Below are 20,282 nucleotides of genomic sequence, written 5' to 3'. Positions count from 1 at the left end.
CCTCCCCGATAGGCTTACATCGGCGGATAGTTTTCGCTACCTTCTGTGCCCACAGTGAGGTGGAGCGCCACCGATGTAGGGAGGAGGCTGCCCGGAAGCCGGGCCGACGGCATCGAGCCGTCGTACCAGCAGCCGAGCAGGCTCGAGGGGAACACCGTGGCTGCCGAGGACGACCCCGGTCGGGATGGGTTGACCTAGGTGGCCCTGGGCCGCGATGCTTCGCGCCAGAGGAGTTTTCGGCATGCCCGCTGGGCACCGCCGGGAACAAGCTGGTTCGAGGCTGAGTGGATTGGCTGCCGCGAGCCGAAACGACAGGTTGTGAGGACTGGAGCTATGTGACCTGACGTTCGGTGTCGAACGAGACACGTGCTCGTTCGCTGTCCTACTCATTGCGGTAAATCGTCCGTTCGAGCTGGCCTTCCGGGTACCGGGCTACTGGCTCAAACGCAGGGAGTGTGCTGGGAGTGCCCGACCAGAACGCTGGGGTCGCAGGTAGCTCGGGGTTTGGCCGTCAGGCGGGGATGCCAGGCGGCGATCCGTCCGACACAGGTGCCAGGCCCCAAGGGCCTCGCGCGCCCGGCGGCAAGACCGCCCGCGCCGGGTCGCCATGGCGCATGCGCAACTGGAGGTTGCGCACCAAAGTCCTCGCCGTCGTCATCATCCCGACCTTGACCGCGCTGGCGCTCGGTGGACTGCGCGCGCAGGAAGACCTTGAGCGCGCCGACGAGTTCCGGCAGACGGTCAACCAGGTCGACCTGGCCAACAACGTCACCTTGGTCGTGCACGAGCTGCAGAAGGAACGCACGCTCGCGGTCGACAACGTCGCGCAGAACCGCAACGCCGCGCGGGCCGAGCTGGACAGCCAGATCAACACGGTCAACAACGCCCGCCAGCGGCTCAGCGACGCCGCGACGCGGGTGAACACCTCCGACGAGGGCGCGCTCGAGCGCTACAACCGTGGTCTGCAGCGGCTGGCCGGTCTCGACGCGCTGCGCCAGGCCGCCAAGGACACCGAGTACCCGCACATCGCCGTGAAGGCCGCGTACACCTCGATCATCGAGGCGCTCGTCCAGCTCGGCCGTGAGGTCAACACCGCCGTCACCAACCAGGACCTGCTGCGGCAGGCCACCACGGTGCAGGGTCTCTCGGAGACCAAGGAGTTCGCCTCGCAGGAGAACGCGGCGCTGCAGATCGCCGCGACGGTGAACAACTTCCCGTCCGGCCTGCTCGAAGAGGCCCGCGCCGCGGAAGCGAGCTTCCAGGCCGCGCAGTCCTCGTTCCGGGCCAACGCGACCCCGCAGGAACTGCAGTTCTACTCCGACACCGTGTCCGGTCCCGAGGTCGACGACCGCGAGCGGATCAAGTCCACGGCGTTCAACAAGGCCGACAACAACCAGAGCCTCGGCATCGACAAGGCCTCGCTGGTCAAGGACGGCACGGTGACCGTCGACAAGCTGCGCACGGTCGAAGAGAACCTGCTGACCAACCTGCGCAACAGCGCCGACAAACTGGCCACCGCCCGGACCAACTCGGCGTGGTTCAACGCGGCCATCGTGCTCGCCCTGCTGATCGCCGCACTGATCCTGATGGCGCTGGTCACCCGGTCGATCCTGAAGCCGCTGCGGGTGCTGCGGACCAACGCGCTCGACGTGGCGTACACCAGGCTGCCGGAAACCGTGCAGCGCATCCTGGCCGACCCGGACCCCGTCGCGGCGTCCAAGCACGCGGTCGAGCCGATGCCGGTGTTCACCCGTGAGGAGACCGGTGAAGTCGCCCGGTCGTTCGACGCGGTGCACGAACAGGCCGTCCGAATGGCCGCCGAGCAGGCGTTGTTGCGTGACAACGTCAACTCGATCTTCGTCAACCTGTCCCGCCGATCGCAGGCGCTGGTCGAACGCCAGCTGAACCTGATCGACCGGCTCGAGCAGGACGAGCAGGACCCGGACCAGCTGGCCAGCCTGTTCGAGCTGGACCACCTGGCCACGCGAATGCGGCGTAACTCGGAAAGCCTGCTGGTGCTCTCCGGCACCGGCCTTTCCCGCCAGCTGACGCGGCCGGTGCCGTCCGCTGACGTCGTCGGTGCGGCCGTGTCCGAGGTCGAGCAGTACGCCCGGATCGAGGTCCTCTCGGCTCCGGAAGTGGCCGTCCAGGGCCGCGCGGTCAACGACCTCGTGCACCTGATCGCCGAGCTGCTCGACAACGCGACGTCCTTCTCCGAGCCGGAGAAGAAGGTCACCGTCCGGATGGCGGCCACCCGCAAGAAGGAACTGGCCATCCAGATTACCGACCAGGGTGTCGGCATGTCGGCCGACGAGATCGAATCGGCCAACCGGCGGCTGGCCGACCCGCCGGACATGGACGTCTCGGTGACCCGGCGAATGGGCCTCTACGTGGTCGCGCGCCTGGCGCAGCGGCACAACATCCAGGTCCGGCTGCGTGACAACGAGGACATCGACGGCGGTTTGATCGCCCGGATCATCGTCCCGGCGTCGCTGATCCAGTCCTCGCGTGGCGTACAGGCAACGAACCTGACCCCGACCGGCGGTATCCCGACCATCGCACCGTCGTCCGTCGAGACCACCATGGGTGGCACGCCGACGAGCACGCTCGGCGGAACTGGGACGTTCGGCGGGCAGCGTACGCCGCCGCCAGCGTCAAGGCCGGGCGGCGGGATCGCCAACGCCTTCACCGGCAGCCTGCCAAGGGTCGGCGCCGAGGATTCGGACCCGAGCCTTTCCTCGATGCCGTCGTACCCGCCGCCCGCGTACCCACCGGCAACCGAGAACGCGACGAACGGCAACGTGCCAGCCACGGCTGGATGGGCAGGCGACCAGCAGCCCACGCACCACGAGGACACGCCAACCGGGATCCAGCCGCTCCCGCAGGAGCAGCCGGAACCGCCTTCGTCGCTGTTCGGTGACGCGTTCGCCGCGGAGAAGGCGGCACGCGAAGCCGCGAACCCGCGTCCGGCGCCACCCCCTCCGCCCGCGAACCAGGACCTCGACGCGCCGACCGAGCGTCTGCCGATCTACGAGGCCGTGCTGTCGCAGTGGTTCGAGGAAGGCGACAGCGACAGCAAGCGCACGTCAGCGTCCGAGCGTGGCCGCTCGACGCCGCCGCCTGCCGCTGAGGAGGCGCCAGCGTCCCGCCGCGAGGCCGCGCCGCCACCTCCGCCAGCACACGTGGAAAACATGAACGGCGACACACCACACGTCGAGCAGCACGTCGAGCCCGAGCCGGTCGCGCACGCCGAACCGGAACCCGCGCCCGAACCAGAGCCCGAGCCGGCACCGGCCCACGCGGCCTGGCAGTCGCCGGGTGACGAAGGCTGGCAGGCCGCGCAGGCGCTGACCAAGAAGGCGCCTGAGGTGGTCACCTCGGCCGGTTTGCCCAAGCGTGTGCCGAAGGCGCAGCTGATCCCTGGGTCGGCGCCATCAAGACCATCTTCGCCGCAGCAGCAGGCGCAGCGCGCGCCCGCGCTGCCACCACGCTCGGCTGACGCGGTCCGAGGCCGCATGTCGAGCTTCCAGCAAGGCATCCGCCGCGGACGGCACGCGATGGTCGAGTCTTACGCTGGTGACCAGGATGCAGTCGAGAGCCGTCAAGACGAGGAGCAGGAGTGACGACCGCGACGACTAACCAGCCAGGCAGTTTCGGCTGGCTCATCACCGATTTCGTTCGGCAGGTGCCCGGAGTCGCGCACGCGGTGGTGGTTTCGGCAGACGGCCTGCTGTTGGCCGGGTCCCAGGGGTTGCCCCGTGACCGTGCCGAGCAGCTTTCCGCCGTGGCGTCCGGGCTGGTGAGCCTCACCGCGGGTGCCGCGAGGTGCTTCGAGGCAGGCGGGGTCAACCAGACCGTCGTCGAGATGGACAGGGGATATCTCTTCCTCATGTCAATCTCGGATGGGTCTTGTCTCGCAGTGCTGGCAGCACCGAACTGCGACATAGGCTTGGTCGCCTACGAGATGACGCTTCTGGTCGAGCGAGTCGGCCAGCAGATGACGCCCGAACTACGGGCGCAGCTGCAAGGCGCGCAGCGAAGATAAGCCGGGTTGGCGGGGTGAGAGCAGATGGCTAGAGGTCACCGAGCCTCAGGCGGTCGGTTCGGCGCGGACTTTTCGTATCGGGACTGGGCTTCGACCGGGTTCCGATTCGAGGAGCCCGACGCGGGTGGCCCCGACGACGATGATGACCGCGCGGTCGACGTGGCGGTCTATCACGAGCCCGATGAGGCGTTGGACGAGCAAGACCATCGGCTGCCGAGCCGGCCGGAGCGGAGGCAAGAGGAAATGCCGGAGCGAGGTTGGGAGGACCTGCCCGAGCACGGACTTGGGGACCCACCGAACAGGATCGACCTTGATGGCTACCGAGCGCGGTTGTTCGGTGGGCCAGGGGCTAGCCTGTACGGCGACCCGGGAGTGCCAAGGCAGAATGACTGGAACTCCGACCAGCTTCCTGCGGTGCCAGCCGCTACGGAGTGGGAGGAGCCGGTCAGGGCTGAACCGATCGCAGAGACCGGTTCGCTGGTCCGTCCCTACACGAAGACCGGTGGGCGCACGCGGTCCGACTACGACCTGGCCATCGAGGCACTGGTTTCGACCAGTGACCGAGGAAGGCTGCCGGAGGCGGCTGTGCTCCCCGAGCACAGGTCGATTTGCGGGCTGTGTCTCGACACACGCTCGGTCGCCGAGGTGGCCGCGCACTTGCGTCTGCCACTCGGCGTTGCCCGGGTGCTGATCGGTGACATGGCGGGCATGGGGCTCGTGCTGATCCACCAGAGCGGCATGGTCGTCGGGGACCGGCCGTCGATCGAGTTCATGGAAAGGGTGCTCAGTGGGCTCCGCAGGCTCTAGTCCTCACAACCCGCGGGCCGTGGCGCGTCAGGCGACGACGTCCGCGAAGATCGTCGTCGCCGGTGGGTTCGGCGTCGGTAAGACCACGTTCGTCGGAGCGGTTTCCGAAATCGTGCCGCTGACCACCGAGGCGGTGATGACCGAGGCGAGCCAGGACGTCGACGATCTGTCGGCAACGCCGAACAAGGTCACCACGACGGTGGCGATGGACTTCGGCCGTGTCTCGCTGGACTCGGATCTGATCCTGTACCTGTTCGGTACGCCTGGCCAGCACAGGTTCTGGTTCATGTGGGACGACTTGGTGCGTGGTGCGATCGGGGCGATCGTGCTCGTCGACACGCGTCGGCTGGCTGACGCGTTCGCGGCGATCGACTTCTTCGAAGACCGGCAGTTGCCGTACATCGTGGCGATCAACTGCTTCGAGCGCGTGCTGCACCACCGGGTCGAGGATGTTCGTGACGCGCTGACCATCGAGCCGTCGGTTCCGGTGGTCACTTGCGACGCTCGGGATCGGGAATCCACCAAGGAAAGCCTGATCACCCTGGTCGAGCACGCGATGCACCAGCGGATGTCGGCCCGCGCGGTCTGATCTGCTCCCACCAGCGGCTGCTGCCCCCTCGGGACGGCGGCCGCTTTGGTGTACCCCCAGCTCAGCCCTCGTGAGTGGTTATCCGCGTTAGAACGCGGATAACCACTCACGAGGAGGTACGGTCAGCGGCCCAAGTAACCCTTCACCCGGTCCGCCGCTGCTTGGGCGTCGGTGAGGACCCGGCTGTTGTCGCCGATGACCTTGCCCTCTTTCTTCAGCGGGACGCCGTTCACGAAGACCCACTGAACGTTCACGGGTTGGGTGTTGAAGACCACCTGACTTGGCCAGTCCACCTTGGGCGCGAAGTTCAGTGCCTGCGTGTCGATCACTTGCAGGTCTGCCTTCTTGCCCGGAGTCAGTGAGCCAATTTCCTTCTCCAGCCCCAGTGCCTCTGCTCCGCCCATCGTCGCCATTCGCAGAACGTCGGCAGGCGTTGGGTATCGCGCGGGGTCCGTCGACTGTGCCCGCTGCAATCCGACCGCTGCCCTCATATCGTTGAACATGTCGGACGTGTCGTTGGTTCCGCCGTCCAGGCCGATGCCCACCTTCATGTTGCGGGTCTTCATGTCTGGCACGCGGGCTACGCCGGATACCAGGCGCATGTTGGACAGTGGGTTGTGGGCGACACGGACGTCATGTGCCGCAAGCTCGTCCAGTTCCGCGTCGGTTGCGTGCACCAAGTGGTTCGCCAGCAAGCCCGGGCGCAGTGCCCCTGCCCGGCGCAGGACTCCCAGCTGGTCGGTCGCTGGGTCTGCTTTGGACTCAAGCAGGTGCACGTTCAACGGCACGCCCAGTTCTTCCGACAGCTTCTCCGACGCCTCGACGTTCGCGACGTTCCAGTTCGCCGGGTGGGTGCCGATCATCAGGTGTGCCAACGGGTTCGGGTCGATGACGTCCTTTTTGACCCGGCGGACTTCCGGGGCGATCCACGGGTCCGTGCCAGCCATGAAGGCGAAGACGAACCGCTGCTTCGAGTCCTGCAGGGCTTGCAGGTTTCCTCTGGCGAAGTCCGCGTTGAAGGCGTGGGACCAGTCGGTCACCGTTGTCACGCCGGTTGAGATCGCGTCCAGTGTCGACAGACGGGTTCCCGCGTATGCGTCCGCTCCGCTCACCGGCGAGCCCTGCAGTGGCAGTACGCAGCCACCCAGCCAGCCGTTGAGTTCTTTGTCCGTCGCGCAGCCTCTGATCAGCGACTGCCAGAGATGCGTGTGCAGGTCGACGAAGCCGGGCATGACGATCTTGCCCCGGCCGTCGATCACCCTGGCGTTTCCGGCGGAAACACCCCGGCCGACCGCGGTGATCCGGGCGCCGTCGATCAGCACGTCGGCGTTTTCCAGCGTGCCCAGCTTCTCGTCCATCGTGAGGACCATGGAAGCGTCGCGGATCAGCGTCCTGCCGCCGCCCGCCGCTTCACCTACGTCGTCGCGGCCAAGGCTGACCAGGAACACACTGCCGATGACGAGTGTCAACGTCAGAAGGAACAGTCTTTTTCCCACGGGCGGGACATTATCCGTAACCGCGTCATGGCGCCCGCGGCTTCAGTGCGGTCTTAGGGACCGGCCTTGACGCAGACCTGCTTGCGCGCTGGGGATCCGGCTTGCCGGGTCGAGCACGTTGCCGCCCATCGCTTCGAATGCTTCCCGGTCAGGGGTGATCACCTTGGCGTTCGGTGGGGGTGCGAGCTCGGTCATCGGGGCGATGATCAGGACTTCGTCGTAGCCGGCGACCAGGTCCGCGTTGTTGGACATTCGGATTCCGCCGTCCATGTAGCGGTTTCCGTTGATCGTGACGGGCGGGAACACGCCAGGCACCGAGCAGCTCGCAGCCACGGCGAGCCCAAGATCCACGCCGGACTCCCGGGTGAACACCGTGCGTTGCGCCGAGCCTGTGTCGTACGCGACCACTGAGATGTCGCGGTCGGGCCATTCGTTCGAGGGCAGGTTTCCGCCGATTACCTTCACGAACGCTTCTTCGGGCATGGTGTCGGCACTCAGCGAGAGATCCGCCACCATTGGCACGGCTTCCTCCGGTGGGAGGCTGTAGGCCTTCGCGAACAGCTCCAGCAGCTTGTCCAGCTTGGGTGCCGGGCCGATCGCGTTGTTCGCCGACGCGGGCGACGGTGTGGTTTGCCGCTGGTAGGCCTCTTCCGGCGTGATGTGGCCGAGGGCCGCGGCGACAACGGAACCGGCCGATGTTCCGACGATCATGTCGACGTCAAGCACGGTTTCGCCGAGGCCGTGCAGGATCCCGACTTCCCACGCTATTCCGGCGACTCCGCCGCCACCGAGGACAAGTGCGCGCATACCCACATTCTTCTCATGTCAAACTTGATCTGTGCACCCTGTTATGCGTCTGATCTCTCGTCGTCATGCGGACGGCAGCCGTCCCGGGTTCCGGGCCGACGGATTCCGTATCGCACTGGCGATCGAAGGTGGGAGCAGCAGGGGGACTTATTCGAGCGGGATGGTCATGGCCATCGAGGAACTCGGGCTGACCAGGTGTTTCGATGCGGTTTACGGATCGTCCGCCGGTGCTTTGAACGGCGCCTGGCTGCTGTCCGGCCGTGCTTTGTCCGGTATGCGGGGCTGGTGGGATCCGGAGATCATGCGCCAGGTCATCAATCCTTGGCGGTTCCTGCGTGGCAAGCCTGTTCTTGACACGCAGTACTTAGTTGACACCGTATACGGTGAGCTGACCCCGATGGATTTCGAGGCGGTCCTGCACAGTCCGGTCAGCTATCACCCGATGGCCACCGACGCCGAAAACGGCCAGCCGGTGGACCTGCGGCCGTACATCCGGAAAGTCGCGGACCTGAAAACCGCGCTACGAGCCACAACTTGCATGCCCGTCCTTGCCGGGCGGCCGGTTTTCCTGGCAGGCAGGCGTTACGTGGACGGTGGCGTGGCCGAGCCGCTTCCTTTCCGTACGGCCCTTGCCAATGGTGCGACGCACGTCCTGATGCTCCGGACCCGGCGCGCGACTGAGCGGCCGACCAGGCCACGCCGTATGCACAGCATGGTCGTGCCGCGGGCGTTGCCTGGTCTGCGAAGCGTCTGGGTGCAGCAATATCCGCGCGACGTCGCCGACGAGCAACTGCTGACCGAACTTCCTACGGTCATGTCAATTCGGCCGCCGAGTGACGCCCCTACTGTGTCCCCTTTGGAGCGTGACACGGAACTCCTACGCAAAGCCGTAATGCTCGGCCGCCAGGCTGTCCACGCATCTCTAGCCTCGTGAGTGGTTAGTCGCGTTCTAACCCTGCTAACCACTCACGAGTCTTCTACCAGGGATGCCGATGTGATGCGGTGCAGGGCGAACCTGTGGGTCTCCGAGCGGGTCGAGTCCAGTCCTTCCAGGATTCCCGCGCCGACCCGGACCGGCTCGATCACGCGTTGGCTCGCCGTTCCGTTGCTGTCGACGTACCCGATGAACACGCTTCTGCCCTGCGCGGCTGCTTCCTGAAGCAGGGCAAGGGTTTCGGATGTGTCCGCGCCTCGGCCGCCGGCCAGTGCGACGGTTCGGCCACGGCGGGTCGCGGCGGCCTTGTCGCCCGCGCGCATCGCGCTGACCAGGTCCGCGAGCTGTTCTTGGCTGGGTGGTTTCGGCAGGGCCGTGCCCTTTGGACGTTGCCGCAACGGAACCCGCAAGCCGCTGGGGCGCAAGTCCATCAATCGGCCGTCGGAATCCTCGGCTGAGGGTGCGAAACCCGCGGCCCGCAACTCTTCCAGCACGTCAGCCAACGGGACTGGGCTCACAAGCACCCCCGGCGCGATCTTGCGCAACTCCAGCCGCGCACCCGCTGGGCTGGCCGCGACCTCGGCGATCAGACCCTCGTCGTCGCAACGCAGGAACGACATCGCCGCGCCGCCGCGCAGTTGCCCGTGCTTACGGGCGATGTCGTCGATCATGTACGTCAACGCCTGCGGGACCGGCGTGCGTGACCGGGTTTTGAACAGTTCATGCAGGTCCGTCGAGGTGCGGCCGCCGTCAAGCGCGCGCCGGATCGAGGCCTCGCTGATCCGGTAAACCGTTGCGCCACCGGCGGATTCGACGTCCGCGACCAGGTTGATCTCGTGACCAAGCGTTTGTTCGAGCGGACCGGGCGCGACGACCGTCAGGTCTGCCTGCACCAAGACGTGGTCCACGGGGGTCGGCATAGCCTCGGCCATCTGCTTCGCCGCGGCCGCTGGGCCGTCCGCCAACAGGGCACGGGCGGGCGATGTCAAAGCGCCGAACGCGACCATGCCAAGCGCTTGCGCCTCACGCATGGTCCAACGCACGAGGTCGTCACGCAGCCGTCCGCCCCGGCGCGGTGCCCGCCAAGCCAGCAACCCGGCCAAGTCGTCGACCGAATCCACCCCGGTGCCTGGCTCGAACTCGTCCAACGCCTCGAGCACGCGGCGCCGCGAAGCGGGCGCGAGCGGCCGCCGGAGTTCCTCGGACAGGGGAGCGATCACCTTGTCCCGCAAGTCTTTGCTGCCAGCAAGGCCAGGCAGTCGGGGCAGGTCAAGCCAGCACACGGCCAACGTCGCCCAACGCTGCGGCGGCGAGGACACGAGCCACACGTCCGCCTGTGTCGTCGGCGCCCACTGCGGTGTGGACGTGTCGGTCGCGATCACCAGGCCCGCACCAAGCGCTAGCTCGACGATCAACGTCACGCGGGTCTCGTCGGCCTGGAGTTCACGAGCCAGCTTGCGGATGTCCCGCACCCCGAGTCCGCCCGCGCGCAAGACAGCCGGAGGTTCCGCGGACCACACCGAGATCAACGTCTCGGTGTGCCGGATCAGCTCCATCGCCTCACCGGCCGCCGTGGAGTCCACAGTGGACAAAATGCGGGCGGTGGTCTGCACCGGCGGCGGGTTCGCTTTGACCTGGCCCATCGGATGAGCACCACGCAGCGCGAGGCCGACCTGCCGTGGCAGCTCGACGGTCTCGGCATCCAGCCGGAGCAAGAGACCACGGGCCAGCAGCTTCTGCACCGGCGTCTCGGCTTGTTCAAGCGGCACAATCACGTTCGCGTCCCGGCTGCGCCCGGTCGGCTGGCCATCGGCCAAAGTCGCCAGCAGCCTGCGCTCCGGTTCGGACAGTTCAGACAGGACCGTGGTCAGGTCCCTGCCGTCCAGTTCGGACGATCGACGGCCAAGGCCGCCTGGGAACAGTCCGGCAGCCTCCCGTGTGGACGGCACCACGCTCAGCGCGTCCTCCGGCCCCCACGCCAGTGCCAGATCGATCAAGGTGTTGACCGCCTCACGGACCCGCTTGCGTGGCACCTTTGCGCCAAGCATCGCGGCCACTTCGGCCAGCTTCACCGTGCGGGTGTCCGCGTCGCACAGCAGAAGCGCGTCGAGCACGGTCAATGTGAACGTGTCCAGGGATTCGGCCGCACGTGCGACCGACGCCCGGCTGCCTGCTCTTGTCGCCAGAACGGCCGTGTCCGCAGGTATCGGGGTCGCCAGATCCGGGCGCGCACCGAGCAGCCGAGCCAACGCGGCGTCGTCCCGCTCGCGCAGCCACTCGGTTAACGTGGAGACTGACACCCTGACCACGGTATACGCGCGTGCTCCGGCAGGGGGCAGGTCGGGTACCGTACGGGCGGATTTCCGCATCGACATGCGGGCAGTACTTCGAGGAGGAGTCGGTGGCCAAGGCCAAGGGCAACCCGGACCGGATCGAACCGACCTGGCCCGAGAAGCCGGCGAACGCCGCGCACCCGGTCAGCGAACTCGCTGCTGACCGGCAGGGCGCGCTGTCGCCGTTCGGTGACGTGACCTTCCCGCTGCCAGTTGAGGACCTGGGCTACGAGCACCCGGTCACGGAGATCAACAAATAAATCGTTCTTTCGCGGGGAGCAAGACATGCCAGTGCCCGGTCCTGGTTATTCGATCACCATCCGGGTCGAGGCCCCGCCGTCGGCGAGTGCCGCCGGCGACCTGACCTCGGCCGTCGGCAGGGCGGGCGGCGTCATCACGGCGTTCGACGTCGTCGAGTCGCACGCCGACCGCGTGGTCGTGGACATCACGTGCAACGCCACCTCCGCTGAACACGCCAACGAGATCACCGACGCACTGGGTGAACTGCCCGGTGTCGTGGTCCGCAAGGTGTCCGACCGGACGTTCCTCATCCACCTCGGCGGCAAGCTCGAGGTGCACTCCAAGGTCGCACTGCGCAACCGTGACGACCTCTCCCGCGCCTACACCCCGGGTGTCGCGCGGGTCTGCATGGCCATCGCGAAGAACCCCGAGGACGCCCGCCGTCTGACCATCAAGCGCAACACGGTCGCTGTCGTCACCGACGGCTCCGCGGTGCTCGGTCTCGGCAACATCGGCCCGGCCGCTGCCCTTCCGGTGATGGAAGGCAAGGCCGTGCTGTTCAAGAAGTTCGCGGACGTCGACGCGTGGCCGATCGTGCTGGACACGCAGGACACCGACGAGATCATCCGGACCGTCGAGCTGATCGCCCCGGCTTACGCGGGCATCAACCTCGAGGACATCGCGGCGCCGCGCTGCTTCGAGATCGAGGCCCGGCTGCGCGAGAAGCTGGACATCCCGGTATTCCACGACGACCAGCACGGCACCGCGATCGTAGTGGTCGCGGCGCTGCGCAACGCGCTGAAGGTCGTCGGCAAGTCCCTTGACCAGTGCAAGGTCGTGGTCTGTGGCGTCGGCGCGGCCGGTTCGGCGATCATCCGCCTGCTGAAACACCGCGCCCCGGCCGACATCATCGCGGTCGACATCAACGGCATCGTGCACGCCGAGCGCGGCGACCTCGACTCGAACCTCGAGCAGATCGCGGCGACCACCAACAAGGACGGTGTCTCCGGCACGCTGCACGACGCCCTTGTGGGTGCGGACGTGTTCATCGGTGTCTCCGCGCCGAACCTGTTCGGTGCCGAGCAGGTCAAGACGATGGCCAAGGACGCGGTCGTGTTCGCGCTGGCCAACCCGGACCCGGAGATCGACCCGATCGAGGCGCAGCAGTACGCGGCCGTCGTGGCCACCGGCCGGAGCGACTACCCGAACCAGATCAACAACGTGCTGGCCTTCCCGGGTGTTTTCCGAGGCCTGCTGGACGCGCACGCGCGGACTATCACCGACGAGATGCTGCTGGCCGCAGCCGACGCGATCGCGGACGTCTCGAACGGCGAGCGGATCAACGCGTCGTTCATCGTGCCCAGCGTCTTCGACGCGGCGGTCGCACCAGCGGTCGCCGAGGCCGTCCGTAAGGCGGCGTCGAAGTCATGACCAACACGGCGCGGGTGATCACAGCCTCGAACCGGGCGGCTGCGGGCGTCTACGAAGACCGCACCGGCCCGATCATCGTCGACTGGCTGCGGGTTCGCGGCTATGACGTCCCCGCGCCGGTGGTCGTCCCCGACGGCGGACCCGTCGCGGCGGCGCTGCGAGAGGCCATCGCGTCGGGCGTGAACGTCGTTATCACGACCGGCGGCACCGGCATCACGCCGACCGACCGCACGCCCGAGGCAACGTCGTCAGTGCTGGATTACGAGATCCCTGGCCTGGCCGACGCCATCCGTTCGGCGGGCTTGCCCGACGTCCCGACGGCCGCGTTGTCCCGTGGGCTCGCCGGAGTCGCGGGAAAAACGCTGGTCATCAACCTTCCTGGGTCCACCGGCGGCGTCCGTGACGGACTGGGAGTGCTCGAATCGGTGCTGGATCACGCGGTGGATCAGGTGGGCGGCGGCGACCACGAACGGCAGACCGGCCAGATCGTGCCTGCCCGGATCGTTCGGGCGGTCGTGAGCGAGGAAGCGCTGTCGGTCGACGAGCACGCATCGTTGGTCAGCGACCGTGCTGCCGGAGCCGTGGTGTCGTTCGGCGGCGTGGTTCGTGACCACGACCGGAGCAAGACCGTCCGTGAGCTGTCCTATAGCGGTCACCCCAGTGCTGCCGAGGTCATCGAGCGTGTGGCGACGGAAATCGCCGGTTCACGGCCGGGTCTGCGGGCCATCGCGGTCAGCCACCGGATCGGTGACCTGCAGATCGGTGACGTGGCCCTGGCCTGCGCGGTCTCGGCCGAGCACCGGGCCGAGGCGTTCGCGGCCTGTTCGGACCTGGTCGACGAGGTGAAGCGGCAGTTGCCGATCTGGAAGCACCAGACCTTCGCCGACGGCACCGACGAATGGGTCAACTGCCCGTAACGCCCGACGCCCCCATGGCGGTCTCGTGATGTTCCCAGGTCATCCCTCGTGAGTGTTTTTGCCGGTTAGAACCGGCAAAAACACTCACGAGGGATGACCTGGGGATATGGCTGAGCCCCGGAATCCGGTCGTGTCACCAGGATTCCGGGGCTCTCGCCTCAGCGACGCGTGATCGTCACGGACTTACTTGGTGACGATCCGCTGACCCGGGAAGATCAGGTTCACGTTGCTGATGGTGCTCTTGTTCAGCTCGGCCAGCTTGTGCCAGCCGCCCTCGACGTTCAGCTTCGCGGCGATACCCGACAGGGTGTCGCCCGCGACGACGGTGTAGTCACCGACGTTGCTCTGAACCGGGGCCGCGGCGGGCTTCGGCGCGGAAGGCTTCGGGGTGGCCTTCTGCACCGGCTTGGCCGACTTCTTCGGCGCGGCCTTCTTGACCGGGGCGCTGCCGCCACCGAGGCCCAGCGGGCCGCACTTCGGCCACGCCTTGATGCCCTGCGTGCGCAGGACGTTCTCCGCGACGCGGATCTGCTCCTCGCGGGAGGCGTTGTGCGCCGAGCCCGTGCCGCCGTTGGCCCGCCAGGTGCTCGGGAGGAACTGCAGACCACCGGAGTAACGGTTACCGGTGTTGGCCTTCCAGTTTCCGCCGCTCTCGCACTGGGCGACCTTGTCCCAGTTGACGCTGCCTTCAGCCTGCGCCGGTGCCGCTGCGATCGCCAGCGGCGCACCGACTGCGAGGCCAGCGATGGCGACGCGAGCGATGGTGCGGGTGGCGAAGTTCGGCCTGCGGTGCTTGCCGGGGTTAGTCATTTCGCTCTCACCTCCAGCGCCTGCTGCGTGCTGGGAGGGGTCACTCGGGGTTCGCCCTCCTGCTCCCGTCCGGAAGTTGTCTCTCACTCGGGGTTCGGGTCCTGAGGGCCCACCGGACGGGGTTCGGCGCTGCGGGCTCTCAGGTCTAGCCGGGTTGGTCGGGTCCAACCCGAGAGCGACCGTACGTAACCAGAACCGAGATCGGAAATTTATGCGGGCGTGACCTAGGTCACAGTAACGTCACACAACCCACTGCGATTAGAGGTATATCCCCAGGTAGGGGCGCCGTTATCAGTTCGTTTCCTTGCCGAGATTTTTCACTCTGAGTGAGACCTGCGTCATGCGTGTCGCGGCCCGATTGGGCTGTTCGAGCACACCCATTCAGCCCCCGGCAAACGGCGGGAGCACGTCCAGCTGAACCCCGTCCGACAGTCGGATGGCCGTTGAGCGGACCGCGACACCGTCGAGCAGGAAGCTGCACGCGGTCAGCACGCCGGCGAGCTTCTCGCCGTGCTGAGCGGAGATGGTGCTGGCCGCGTCGGCCACTGTCGCGCCTGCTGGGAGGGCTATCTGCTCCTCCTGGATCCCGGCTGCGGCGCGTGCGCCTGCGAAGTACCGGACCTGGACTGTGACCTTGTCACTCACCTCGGTGATTCTAATCTCTGATAGACATACATACGGGATGTATGTTTCTATCGAGGGTATGCCGACAAGGAAATCCGTCCGCCTACGCCAGGCGACGATTGACTACACAGAGTGGGGAGACGGGCCGCCGGTGGTCTTCGTGCACGGCCTGCTCGTCAATTCGGGGCTGTGGCGCACCGTCGCGCCAGCCGTCGCGGATGCCGGAAACCGTTGTATAGCCCCAGATTGGCCGCTTGGCGGGCACGCGACACCGGTGCCGGACGCCGATCTGACCCCGCCGGGAGTGGCGGACTTGATCACCGAGTTTCTGGACACTGTGGACCTGAGCGATGTCACGCTCGTCGCCAACGACACCGGTGGCGCGCTCGTTCAGCTTGCGATGACTCGGAATCCGGACCGGATCGGTCGCGTTGTGCTGACCCCGTCGGACTGCTTCGACGCCTTCTTCCCACCGATGTTCGCGCCGCTGCCGAAGCTCGCGAAGCTGCCGGGGTTCGCGAACGTGCTCGTCGCCGGACTGCGCTCACGGCTGATCCAACGGTCCCCGCTCGCCTTCGGGTTCGTCGCGAAACGCCCTGTTCCCAACGAAATCGTCGACTCATACCTGGCGCCTGCCCGGCGGAGCAAGGCCGTGCGGGACGACCTGACCAGGTTCGTTCGCTCTGTCCACAACCGACACACGCTGGCCGCGGCCGAGCGACTGCCGCAGTTCACCAAGCCGGTCCTGCTCGCGTGGGCGCGTGAGGACAAGGTGTTCCCGATCGAGCTCGCGTACCGGCTTGGCGAGATCCTGCCGAACGCGACCGTGGTCGAGATCGACGACAGCTACACGTTCGTGCCGGAAGACCAACCCGCCGAGCTGGCCGAACAGATCATCAAGTTCCGCACGGCAAACTAAGGCGTATGCCGCGCACCCAGCAGGACCGCTCGAAGGCGACGAAGACCGCGTTGATCAACGCGGCCCGTCCGATGTTCGCCGAGCGCGGCTACGCGAGCGTCTCCGCCGACGAGATCGTCGCGGCCGCTGGGCTCACCCGTGGTGCGCTGCACCACCACTTCAAAGACAAGCAAGGCCTGTTCCGCGCGGTGTTCGAGCAGATCGAAGCCGAGCTGAGCGACGAGATCGCCACCGCTATGGACAAAGCGCAGGACGTGCAGGTCCGGATGGCGATCAGCCTGCGGACCTTCCTCGACGCGTGCGCGCGGCCGGAGGTCCTGCGGATTGCCTTGCAGGACGCGCCGACCGTGCTCGGCTGGGAGACCTGGCGGGCGATCGAGTCCGAGCACGGCCTCAAACTGATCAACCAGCTGATGACCAGGGCGGCCTCGGAAGGCGTGCTCGCGCACGAGCCTTCCGACGTGCTCGCCCGGTTCGTGTTCAGCCTGCTCGTCGAGGCCGTCATGGTGATCGCCCACGCGGCCGACCCGGCCGCGGCCAGGACCCAGGTCGAGCTGAACCTCGGGATCATGATGGCCGGGCTGTTCACCACGCGGTGAATGAGCTGCCCTATATATAGACAGTGCGCGCGTCCCGGAATGTCCACAGTGGCTTGTCGGGTCGATGGGCGATTTCCCCGGTTATGATTTCTTGAGAACGAAGTCTCTTAGTTTTTAAGAGGAGTGTTATCATGTACTCCGTTCCCCCGGACGAGCTGGCGCGGTTCGGCAACATGGGCCGGGAGATGAGCGGTCTGACCGTGCTGTTCCACTCCCGGATCGCCGAGCAGATGGGCGTCTCGGCGACCGACTACAAGTGCCTCGACATCGCGATGCGCGTGGACGAGCCGTTGACCGCGGGGCAGATCGCGAAGATGTCCGGGCTGTCCACCGGCGCGGTGACTGGCGTGATCGACCGGCTCGAGAAGCATGGATTCGTACGGCGCGTGCGTGACCCGCACGATCGCCGCAAAGTCCTCGTCGAGGTCACGAAGGTCGACGAGCAGAAGTACGACCATTTGTTCACGCACCTCGCGACCGGCCTCGAGGACGTGCTGAAGATGTTCTCCCCGCAGGAACGCGAGATCATCGAGCGGTTCCAGCGTGAACTGATCGACCGGTTCCGCAAGGACGCGTTCGCAGAGTTGGAGAACCGCTGATGCCTCGTTTCCGGTTCGCCGAGGCGGCCAAGCTGCTCGGCGTGAGCGACGACACGGTCCGGCGTTGGGTCGACGCGGGCGAGCTGTCGTCGAGCCTCGACGCGTCCGGCCGGAAGGTCGTCGACGGGGCTGAATTGGCTGAATTCGCCCGGTCACACGCGAACGAAGTGCCCGATCCGTCCGGTATCGGCCGCTCGGCCCGTAACCGCTTCGTCGGCCTGGTCACGTCCATAGTGACCGACAAGGTGATGGCACAGGTGGAAATGCAGTGCGGGCCGCATCGAGTGGTGTCTTTGATGTCTGCCGAGGCCGTGCGGGAACTTGGTCTTGAACCAGGCTCGCTCGCGGTGGCTGTGGTGAAGGCGACGACCGTGATGGTGGAAACGCCTTAGTCCAAGTCGGATACCTTCTAGATATGGGTTTCCTGGGGCGCATCAGGCGGGGGTTCGGTCGGGGGCGGACACCTGAGGAACAGTTCATCGACGATTTCGTGGCGACCATCAACCGGTTGCCGGGGATCGCGAAGATCACCAAGACCGACGGATTCGGCATCGACGTGCGCAGGGCCGGCGAGACCGGCGCGCACTCGATCTTTCTCGGCAACCTGTTCGCCGAGGTGAAACACCTCTCGCCGGCCGAACGGAAAGAAGCGGTCCGGCAGTTCGTCGCGGCGATGTTCGCGCATCCGGACGAGCCGGAAAGCTGGGAAGCGGCCGCGCCACGGCTCCGCCCGGTCCTGCGGACGTCCTCATATGCCCAGGCCGGGCAGGTTGGCGGGATCACTGTGGCCAGTCGTCCGGCGTTGCGGCACCTGGTCGAGATGATCGTGATCGACCACGAGCACCGGATGAGCCTGGTCAATTCCGACAGCCTGGAAGAGTGGGGCGTCACGTTCGACGAGGCCTATCAGCGCGGCGCGCAGAACCTGATGGTCGAAGGCACCCATCTGGCCCGTTTGGACAATGGCGTGTTCGCGGTGGCCAGTGAGGACACTTACGAATCCTCGCGCCTTGTCGTCCCGGGTTGGCTGGCCGGACTCGGTGAGGAAGTGGGCATTCAGCCAGTCGCCGTGGTGCCGTCACGCGACATGATGCTGATTGCCGATGAGCGGGACGAAGCCGCGGTGCTGTGGATGCTTGACGAGGGACTGAAAATCTTCGCCGACCACCCGCGTTGGCTCTCGCCTGTGCCGTACAAAGCGGACGAAGACGGCGACATCGTCGCGTGGCAGCCGGTGCCGGGAAGCATGGCGGACGCGTCGGTCCGGCTGGCCGAACGGACGTTGGAGACATACGAGTACCGCGAGCAGCGAAACCGGATGGAGAAACTGTTCCGTCAGGCTGGCGACGATCTGGAGATCGCGGAGTACGAAGTGGGCACTGGTCCTGACGGGACTGCTCGCAGCGTGACGACTTGGCCGTATGGTCAGGATTCGCTGCTGCCGTACACCGACGACATCCTGTTCCCTGCGCCAAGTGGGCCGTTCCGGGTTTCGTGGTCGACGGCGGCTGAGGTGCTGACGACGGAATGGGAAGAGGCACTGACGACCCCGCCTCGCCGCCGGACCCTGCGGTGGCCCGACGAGCAAGCGCTTGCGCGGCTGAGGGAGTTGTCAACCGGCGTTTAGCCGCTCGGCCAGGATGTTCTTGCGTACCTTGCCGAGTGAGGTGCGAGGCAGTTCGGTCACCACATCGAGGCGGCTGGGCAGGTACCAGTCGGTCATGCCGAGACCGGCGAGGTAGTCACGCAGGTCGGCCAGGGTCGGCGGCGGTCCGTCCGGCACGACGACCGCTGCGGCGAGAGTTCCGCCGCACCCGTCCGGATACCCGATCAGGGCCACGTCCTTGACCATCGGATGATCGAGCAGCGCGGATTCAACGTCGGCGACCGGGATCATCAGCATGCCGCCGATCCGGTCGGCGAGCCTGCCGGTGACCCGGATGCCGCCGCGGCCGTCCCACTCCGCCAAGTCCCCGGTGTCGTACCAGCCGTCGTCATGATCGGCCACGACCAGCAGATCGTCGGTGTCCCGGCTGATGGTGGCCAGGCAGACGCCCGCGCCACGGATGAACAGCTGGCCGTCGCGAATGTCCACTTCGTTGCCCGCGATCGGCCGCCCGACGCTGTGCAGGACCCCAGTCGTCCGGATCGTCTGGTCCCATGAACGTGCCCGACGACTCGGTCATCCCCCATGACGTCCGCAGGGGCGGTCCCAGTACCTCGGGAACATCGGTGACGAGCCGGGCGGGAATCGTGGAACCCGCCGTGATCACGTACCGCAGGCTTTTCGCGCGCTCGGGATGTTCCCGAGCCGCGGCGACGAGCTCCATGAGGAAAGCGGGCGGCGCGGCCAGGACGGTGACGGCTTCGTCCGCCAGGAGATTGGACACCTGCTCCGGATCCCACGCGTCCGCGATGACCCCACACGTCCCGGTGAGAACCGGCCGGATGACGATGGCGCTGATACCAGCGCTGTGCGTGACGAAGTTCGGCACGTACGCCCGGTGTCTGGGGTGAAACCGACGCCGGATGCGACGGCGAGGGGATACGGGCGCTGCGTGTTCAGCGTGTGCAACGCCGCTTTCGGCGCGCCTGTGGTGCCCGACGTGAACAAGATCAAACCGACCCGGTCGGGATCGGCGGCGGTGTCCGCGAGCGGAAGCGAGTGCGGGCTGTGCTCGAAGGTCTTGCCGAAGTCCACTTCGTCCGGCTCGATCCGGCGACCGACGACGACCCGGTGGCGCAGCTGCGGCAACCGAGGCGCCATCTCGGCGAGGGAAGCCGGGTCCATCGTGATGACGACCGACGCCCCCACTCGCCGCAAAACCCGTTCCAGTTCCCGAGATCGCAAAGTCGGAATGATCGGGGCGAGCGTGGCGCCGACGTGGAAAGCGGCCAGCAGCAGCGGCGGCAGCTGCCAGATGTTCGGCAGGTGGATGGCCACAACTTCGCCTGGTCCGACACCGAGTTCACGCAGTGCGCCCGCGAACTGTTCCACCCGTTGGGCATATTCACGATAAGTCAGCCGAGTGCTGGAACCGTCCTGAACTGGCGCGCGATCAGGGCGAGGCCGTCTGGCCGCTCGACGCGCCAGCGCGCGAGGTCGTGGATCGGGGTTTCGTCCCGCCATAC

At 66.7% G+C, this 20,282-nt stretch carries 20 protein-coding genes and 1 pseudogene; 13 read left to right on the top strand and 8 right to left on the bottom strand.

The genetic code is table 11. The annotated features are described in order from the left end of the window. The first annotated feature begins 464 nt into the window (after nt 1-464). From LWC34_RS40700 to LWC34_RS40685, 4 genes are read left to right on the top strand one after another with little or no spacing between them, the layout of a single operon-like run. The gene (locus tag LWC34_RS40700; protein WP_233730524.1) at nt 465-3,623 is read left to right on the top strand and encodes a nitrate- and nitrite sensing domain-containing protein; all 3,159 of its coding nucleotides are present in this window, start codon (nt 465-467) and stop codon (nt 3,621-3,623) included. After that, on the top strand, nt 3,620-4,045 hold the full coding sequence (locus LWC34_RS40695; protein ID WP_076990263.1) for a roadblock/LC7 domain-containing protein: 426 nt from the start codon (nt 3,620-3,622) through the stop codon (nt 4,043-4,045). Before LWC34_RS40700 ends, LWC34_RS40695 begins: the two co-directional genes overlap by 4 nt. Nucleotides 4,046-4,069: 24 nt before the next feature. Further along, nucleotides 4,070-4,852: a DUF742 domain-containing protein gene (locus tag LWC34_RS40690; RefSeq protein ID WP_233730523.1), complete on the top strand. Its 783-nt coding sequence runs from the start codon at nt 4,070-4,072 to the stop codon at nt 4,850-4,852. Then, complete coding sequence (locus LWC34_RS40685) at nt 4,833-5,441, top strand: GTP-binding protein (RefSeq protein WP_037254387.1); 609 nt, start codon at nt 4,833-4,835, stop codon at nt 5,439-5,441. The genes LWC34_RS40690 and LWC34_RS40685 overlap by 20 nt, the downstream gene beginning before the upstream one ends. A gap of 122 nt (nt 5,442-5,563) precedes the next feature. Here the strand turns inward: LWC34_RS40685 and LWC34_RS40680 are convergent, their stop codons facing one another. Then, nucleotides 5,564-6,937 (bottom strand): amidohydrolase family protein, encoded by a 1,374-nt coding sequence (locus LWC34_RS40680; protein WP_233730522.1) that lies wholly within the window; start codon nt 6,935-6,937, stop codon nt 5,564-5,566. A 42-nt stretch (nt 6,938-6,979) separates the two neighbouring features. Beyond that, complete coding sequence (locus tag LWC34_RS40675) at nt 6,980-7,744, bottom strand: patatin-like phospholipase family protein (RefSeq protein ID WP_233730521.1); 765 nt, start codon at nt 7,742-7,744, stop codon at nt 6,980-6,982. A 43-nt stretch (nt 7,745-7,787) separates the two neighbouring features. On the opposite strand from LWC34_RS40675, the gene LWC34_RS40670 reads away from it, so the two are divergent. Further along, nucleotides 7,788-8,678: a patatin-like phospholipase family protein gene (locus tag LWC34_RS40670; RefSeq protein ID WP_233730520.1), complete on the top strand. Its 891-nt coding sequence runs from the start codon at nt 7,788-7,790 to the stop codon at nt 8,676-8,678. Nucleotides 8,679-8,710: 32 nt separating this feature from the next. Here LWC34_RS40670 and LWC34_RS40665 read toward each other — a convergent pair whose 3' ends face one another. Beyond that, the gene (locus LWC34_RS40665) at nt 8,711-10,978 is read right to left on the bottom strand and encodes a helicase-associated domain-containing protein (RefSeq protein WP_233730519.1); all 2,268 of its coding nucleotides are present in this window, start codon (nt 10,976-10,978) and stop codon (nt 8,711-8,713) included. Between the two features lie 101 nt (nt 10,979-11,079). On the opposite strand from LWC34_RS40665, the gene LWC34_RS40660 reads away from it, so the two are divergent. Genes LWC34_RS40660 through LWC34_RS40650 form a run of 3 tightly spaced genes read left to right on the top strand, consistent with a single transcriptional unit; the run spans nt 11,080 to nt 13,599 of the window. Then, a complete protein-coding gene (locus LWC34_RS40660; protein WP_233731008.1) occupies nt 11,080-11,271 on the top strand; it encodes a hypothetical protein in 192 nt (63 codons plus the stop codon). Nucleotides 11,272-11,296: 25 nt separating this feature from the next. Beyond that, nucleotides 11,297-12,682: an NAD-dependent malic enzyme gene (locus LWC34_RS40655; protein WP_233730518.1), complete on the top strand. Its 1,386-nt coding sequence runs from the start codon at nt 11,297-11,299 to the stop codon at nt 12,680-12,682. After that, nucleotides 12,679-13,599: a molybdenum cofactor biosynthesis protein MoaE gene (locus tag LWC34_RS40650; protein ID WP_233730517.1), complete on the top strand. Its 921-nt coding sequence runs from the start codon at nt 12,679-12,681 to the stop codon at nt 13,597-13,599. Before LWC34_RS40655 ends, LWC34_RS40650 begins: the two co-directional genes overlap by 4 nt. Before the next feature lie 183 nt (nt 13,600-13,782). On the opposite strand, the gene LWC34_RS40645 is transcribed toward LWC34_RS40650, so the two are convergent. Together LWC34_RS40645 and LWC34_RS40640 are read right to left on the bottom strand one after the other, a co-directional pair. Beyond that, nucleotides 13,783-14,409 (bottom strand): LysM peptidoglycan-binding domain-containing protein, encoded by a 627-nt coding sequence (locus LWC34_RS40645; protein WP_233730516.1) that lies wholly within the window; start codon nt 14,407-14,409, stop codon nt 13,783-13,785. 381 nt (nt 14,410-14,790) lie between these two features. Next, nucleotides 14,791-15,063 (bottom strand): MoaD/ThiS family protein, encoded by a 273-nt coding sequence (locus LWC34_RS40640; protein WP_233731007.1) that lies wholly within the window; start codon nt 15,061-15,063, stop codon nt 14,791-14,793. A 49-nt stretch (nt 15,064-15,112) separates the two neighbouring features. Here LWC34_RS40640 and LWC34_RS40635 point away from each other — a divergent pair, with 49 nt between their 5' ends. The 5 genes from LWC34_RS40635 to LWC34_RS40615 all read left to right on the top strand — a co-directional run bounded on the left by LWC34_RS40635 (nt 15,113) and on the right by LWC34_RS40615 (nt 18,777). Then, nucleotides 15,113-15,952 carry an alpha/beta fold hydrolase gene (locus LWC34_RS40635; protein ID WP_233730515.1) on the top strand — a complete coding sequence of 280 codons (840 nt, stop codon included), beginning with the start codon at nt 15,113-15,115 and terminating at the stop codon, nt 15,950-15,952. 5 nt (nt 15,953-15,957) lie between these two features. After that, nucleotides 15,958-16,551, top strand: a complete 594-nt coding sequence (locus LWC34_RS40630) for a TetR/AcrR family transcriptional regulator (RefSeq protein ID WP_233730514.1) — start codon at nt 15,958-15,960, stop codon at nt 16,549-16,551. A gap of 131 nt (nt 16,552-16,682) precedes the next feature. Further along, nucleotides 16,683-17,150: a MarR family winged helix-turn-helix transcriptional regulator gene (locus tag LWC34_RS40625; protein ID WP_233730513.1), complete on the top strand. Its 468-nt coding sequence runs from the start codon at nt 16,683-16,685 to the stop codon at nt 17,148-17,150. Further along, complete coding sequence (locus tag LWC34_RS40620) at nt 17,150-17,542, top strand: TOBE domain-containing protein (RefSeq protein ID WP_233730512.1); 393 nt, start codon at nt 17,150-17,152, stop codon at nt 17,540-17,542. Before LWC34_RS40625 ends, LWC34_RS40620 begins: the two co-directional genes overlap by 1 nt. A 23-nt stretch (nt 17,543-17,565) precedes the next feature. Continuing rightward, nucleotides 17,566-18,777, top strand: a complete 1,212-nt coding sequence (locus tag LWC34_RS40615) for a DUF1444 family protein (protein ID WP_233730511.1) — start codon at nt 17,566-17,568, stop codon at nt 18,775-18,777. Here the strand turns inward: LWC34_RS40615 and LWC34_RS57355 are convergent. The 3 genes and pseudogenes from LWC34_RS57355 to LWC34_RS59095 form a co-directional block, all read right to left on the bottom strand. Then, complete coding sequence (locus tag LWC34_RS57355) at nt 18,763-19,245, bottom strand: AMP-binding enzyme (RefSeq protein ID WP_372496727.1); 483 nt, start codon at nt 19,243-19,245, stop codon at nt 18,763-18,765. The genes LWC34_RS40615 and LWC34_RS57355 overlap by 15 nt on opposite strands. Beyond that, nucleotides 19,145-19,645: an AMP-binding protein gene (locus LWC34_RS59100; RefSeq protein ID WP_372496726.1), complete on the bottom strand. Its 501-nt coding sequence runs from the start codon at nt 19,643-19,645 to the stop codon at nt 19,145-19,147. The genes LWC34_RS57355 and LWC34_RS59100 overlap by 101 nt, the downstream gene beginning before the upstream one ends. Nucleotides 19,646-19,725: 80 nt before the next feature. After that, nucleotides 19,726-20,280 (bottom strand): annotated as a pseudogene (locus tag LWC34_RS59095) (AMP-binding protein); the annotation flags it as partial. Nucleotides 20,281-20,282: the final 2 nt, after the last annotated feature.

Origin of the sequence: Kibdelosporangium philippinense (assembly GCF_021390435.2) — a bacterium.
Classification (GTDB): Bacteria; Actinomycetota; Actinomycetes; order Mycobacteriales; family Pseudonocardiaceae; genus Kibdelosporangium; species Kibdelosporangium philippinense.
Note: the sequence above shows the minus strand (reverse complement) of the source record. Positions and strands in the feature narration are given on the sequence as shown.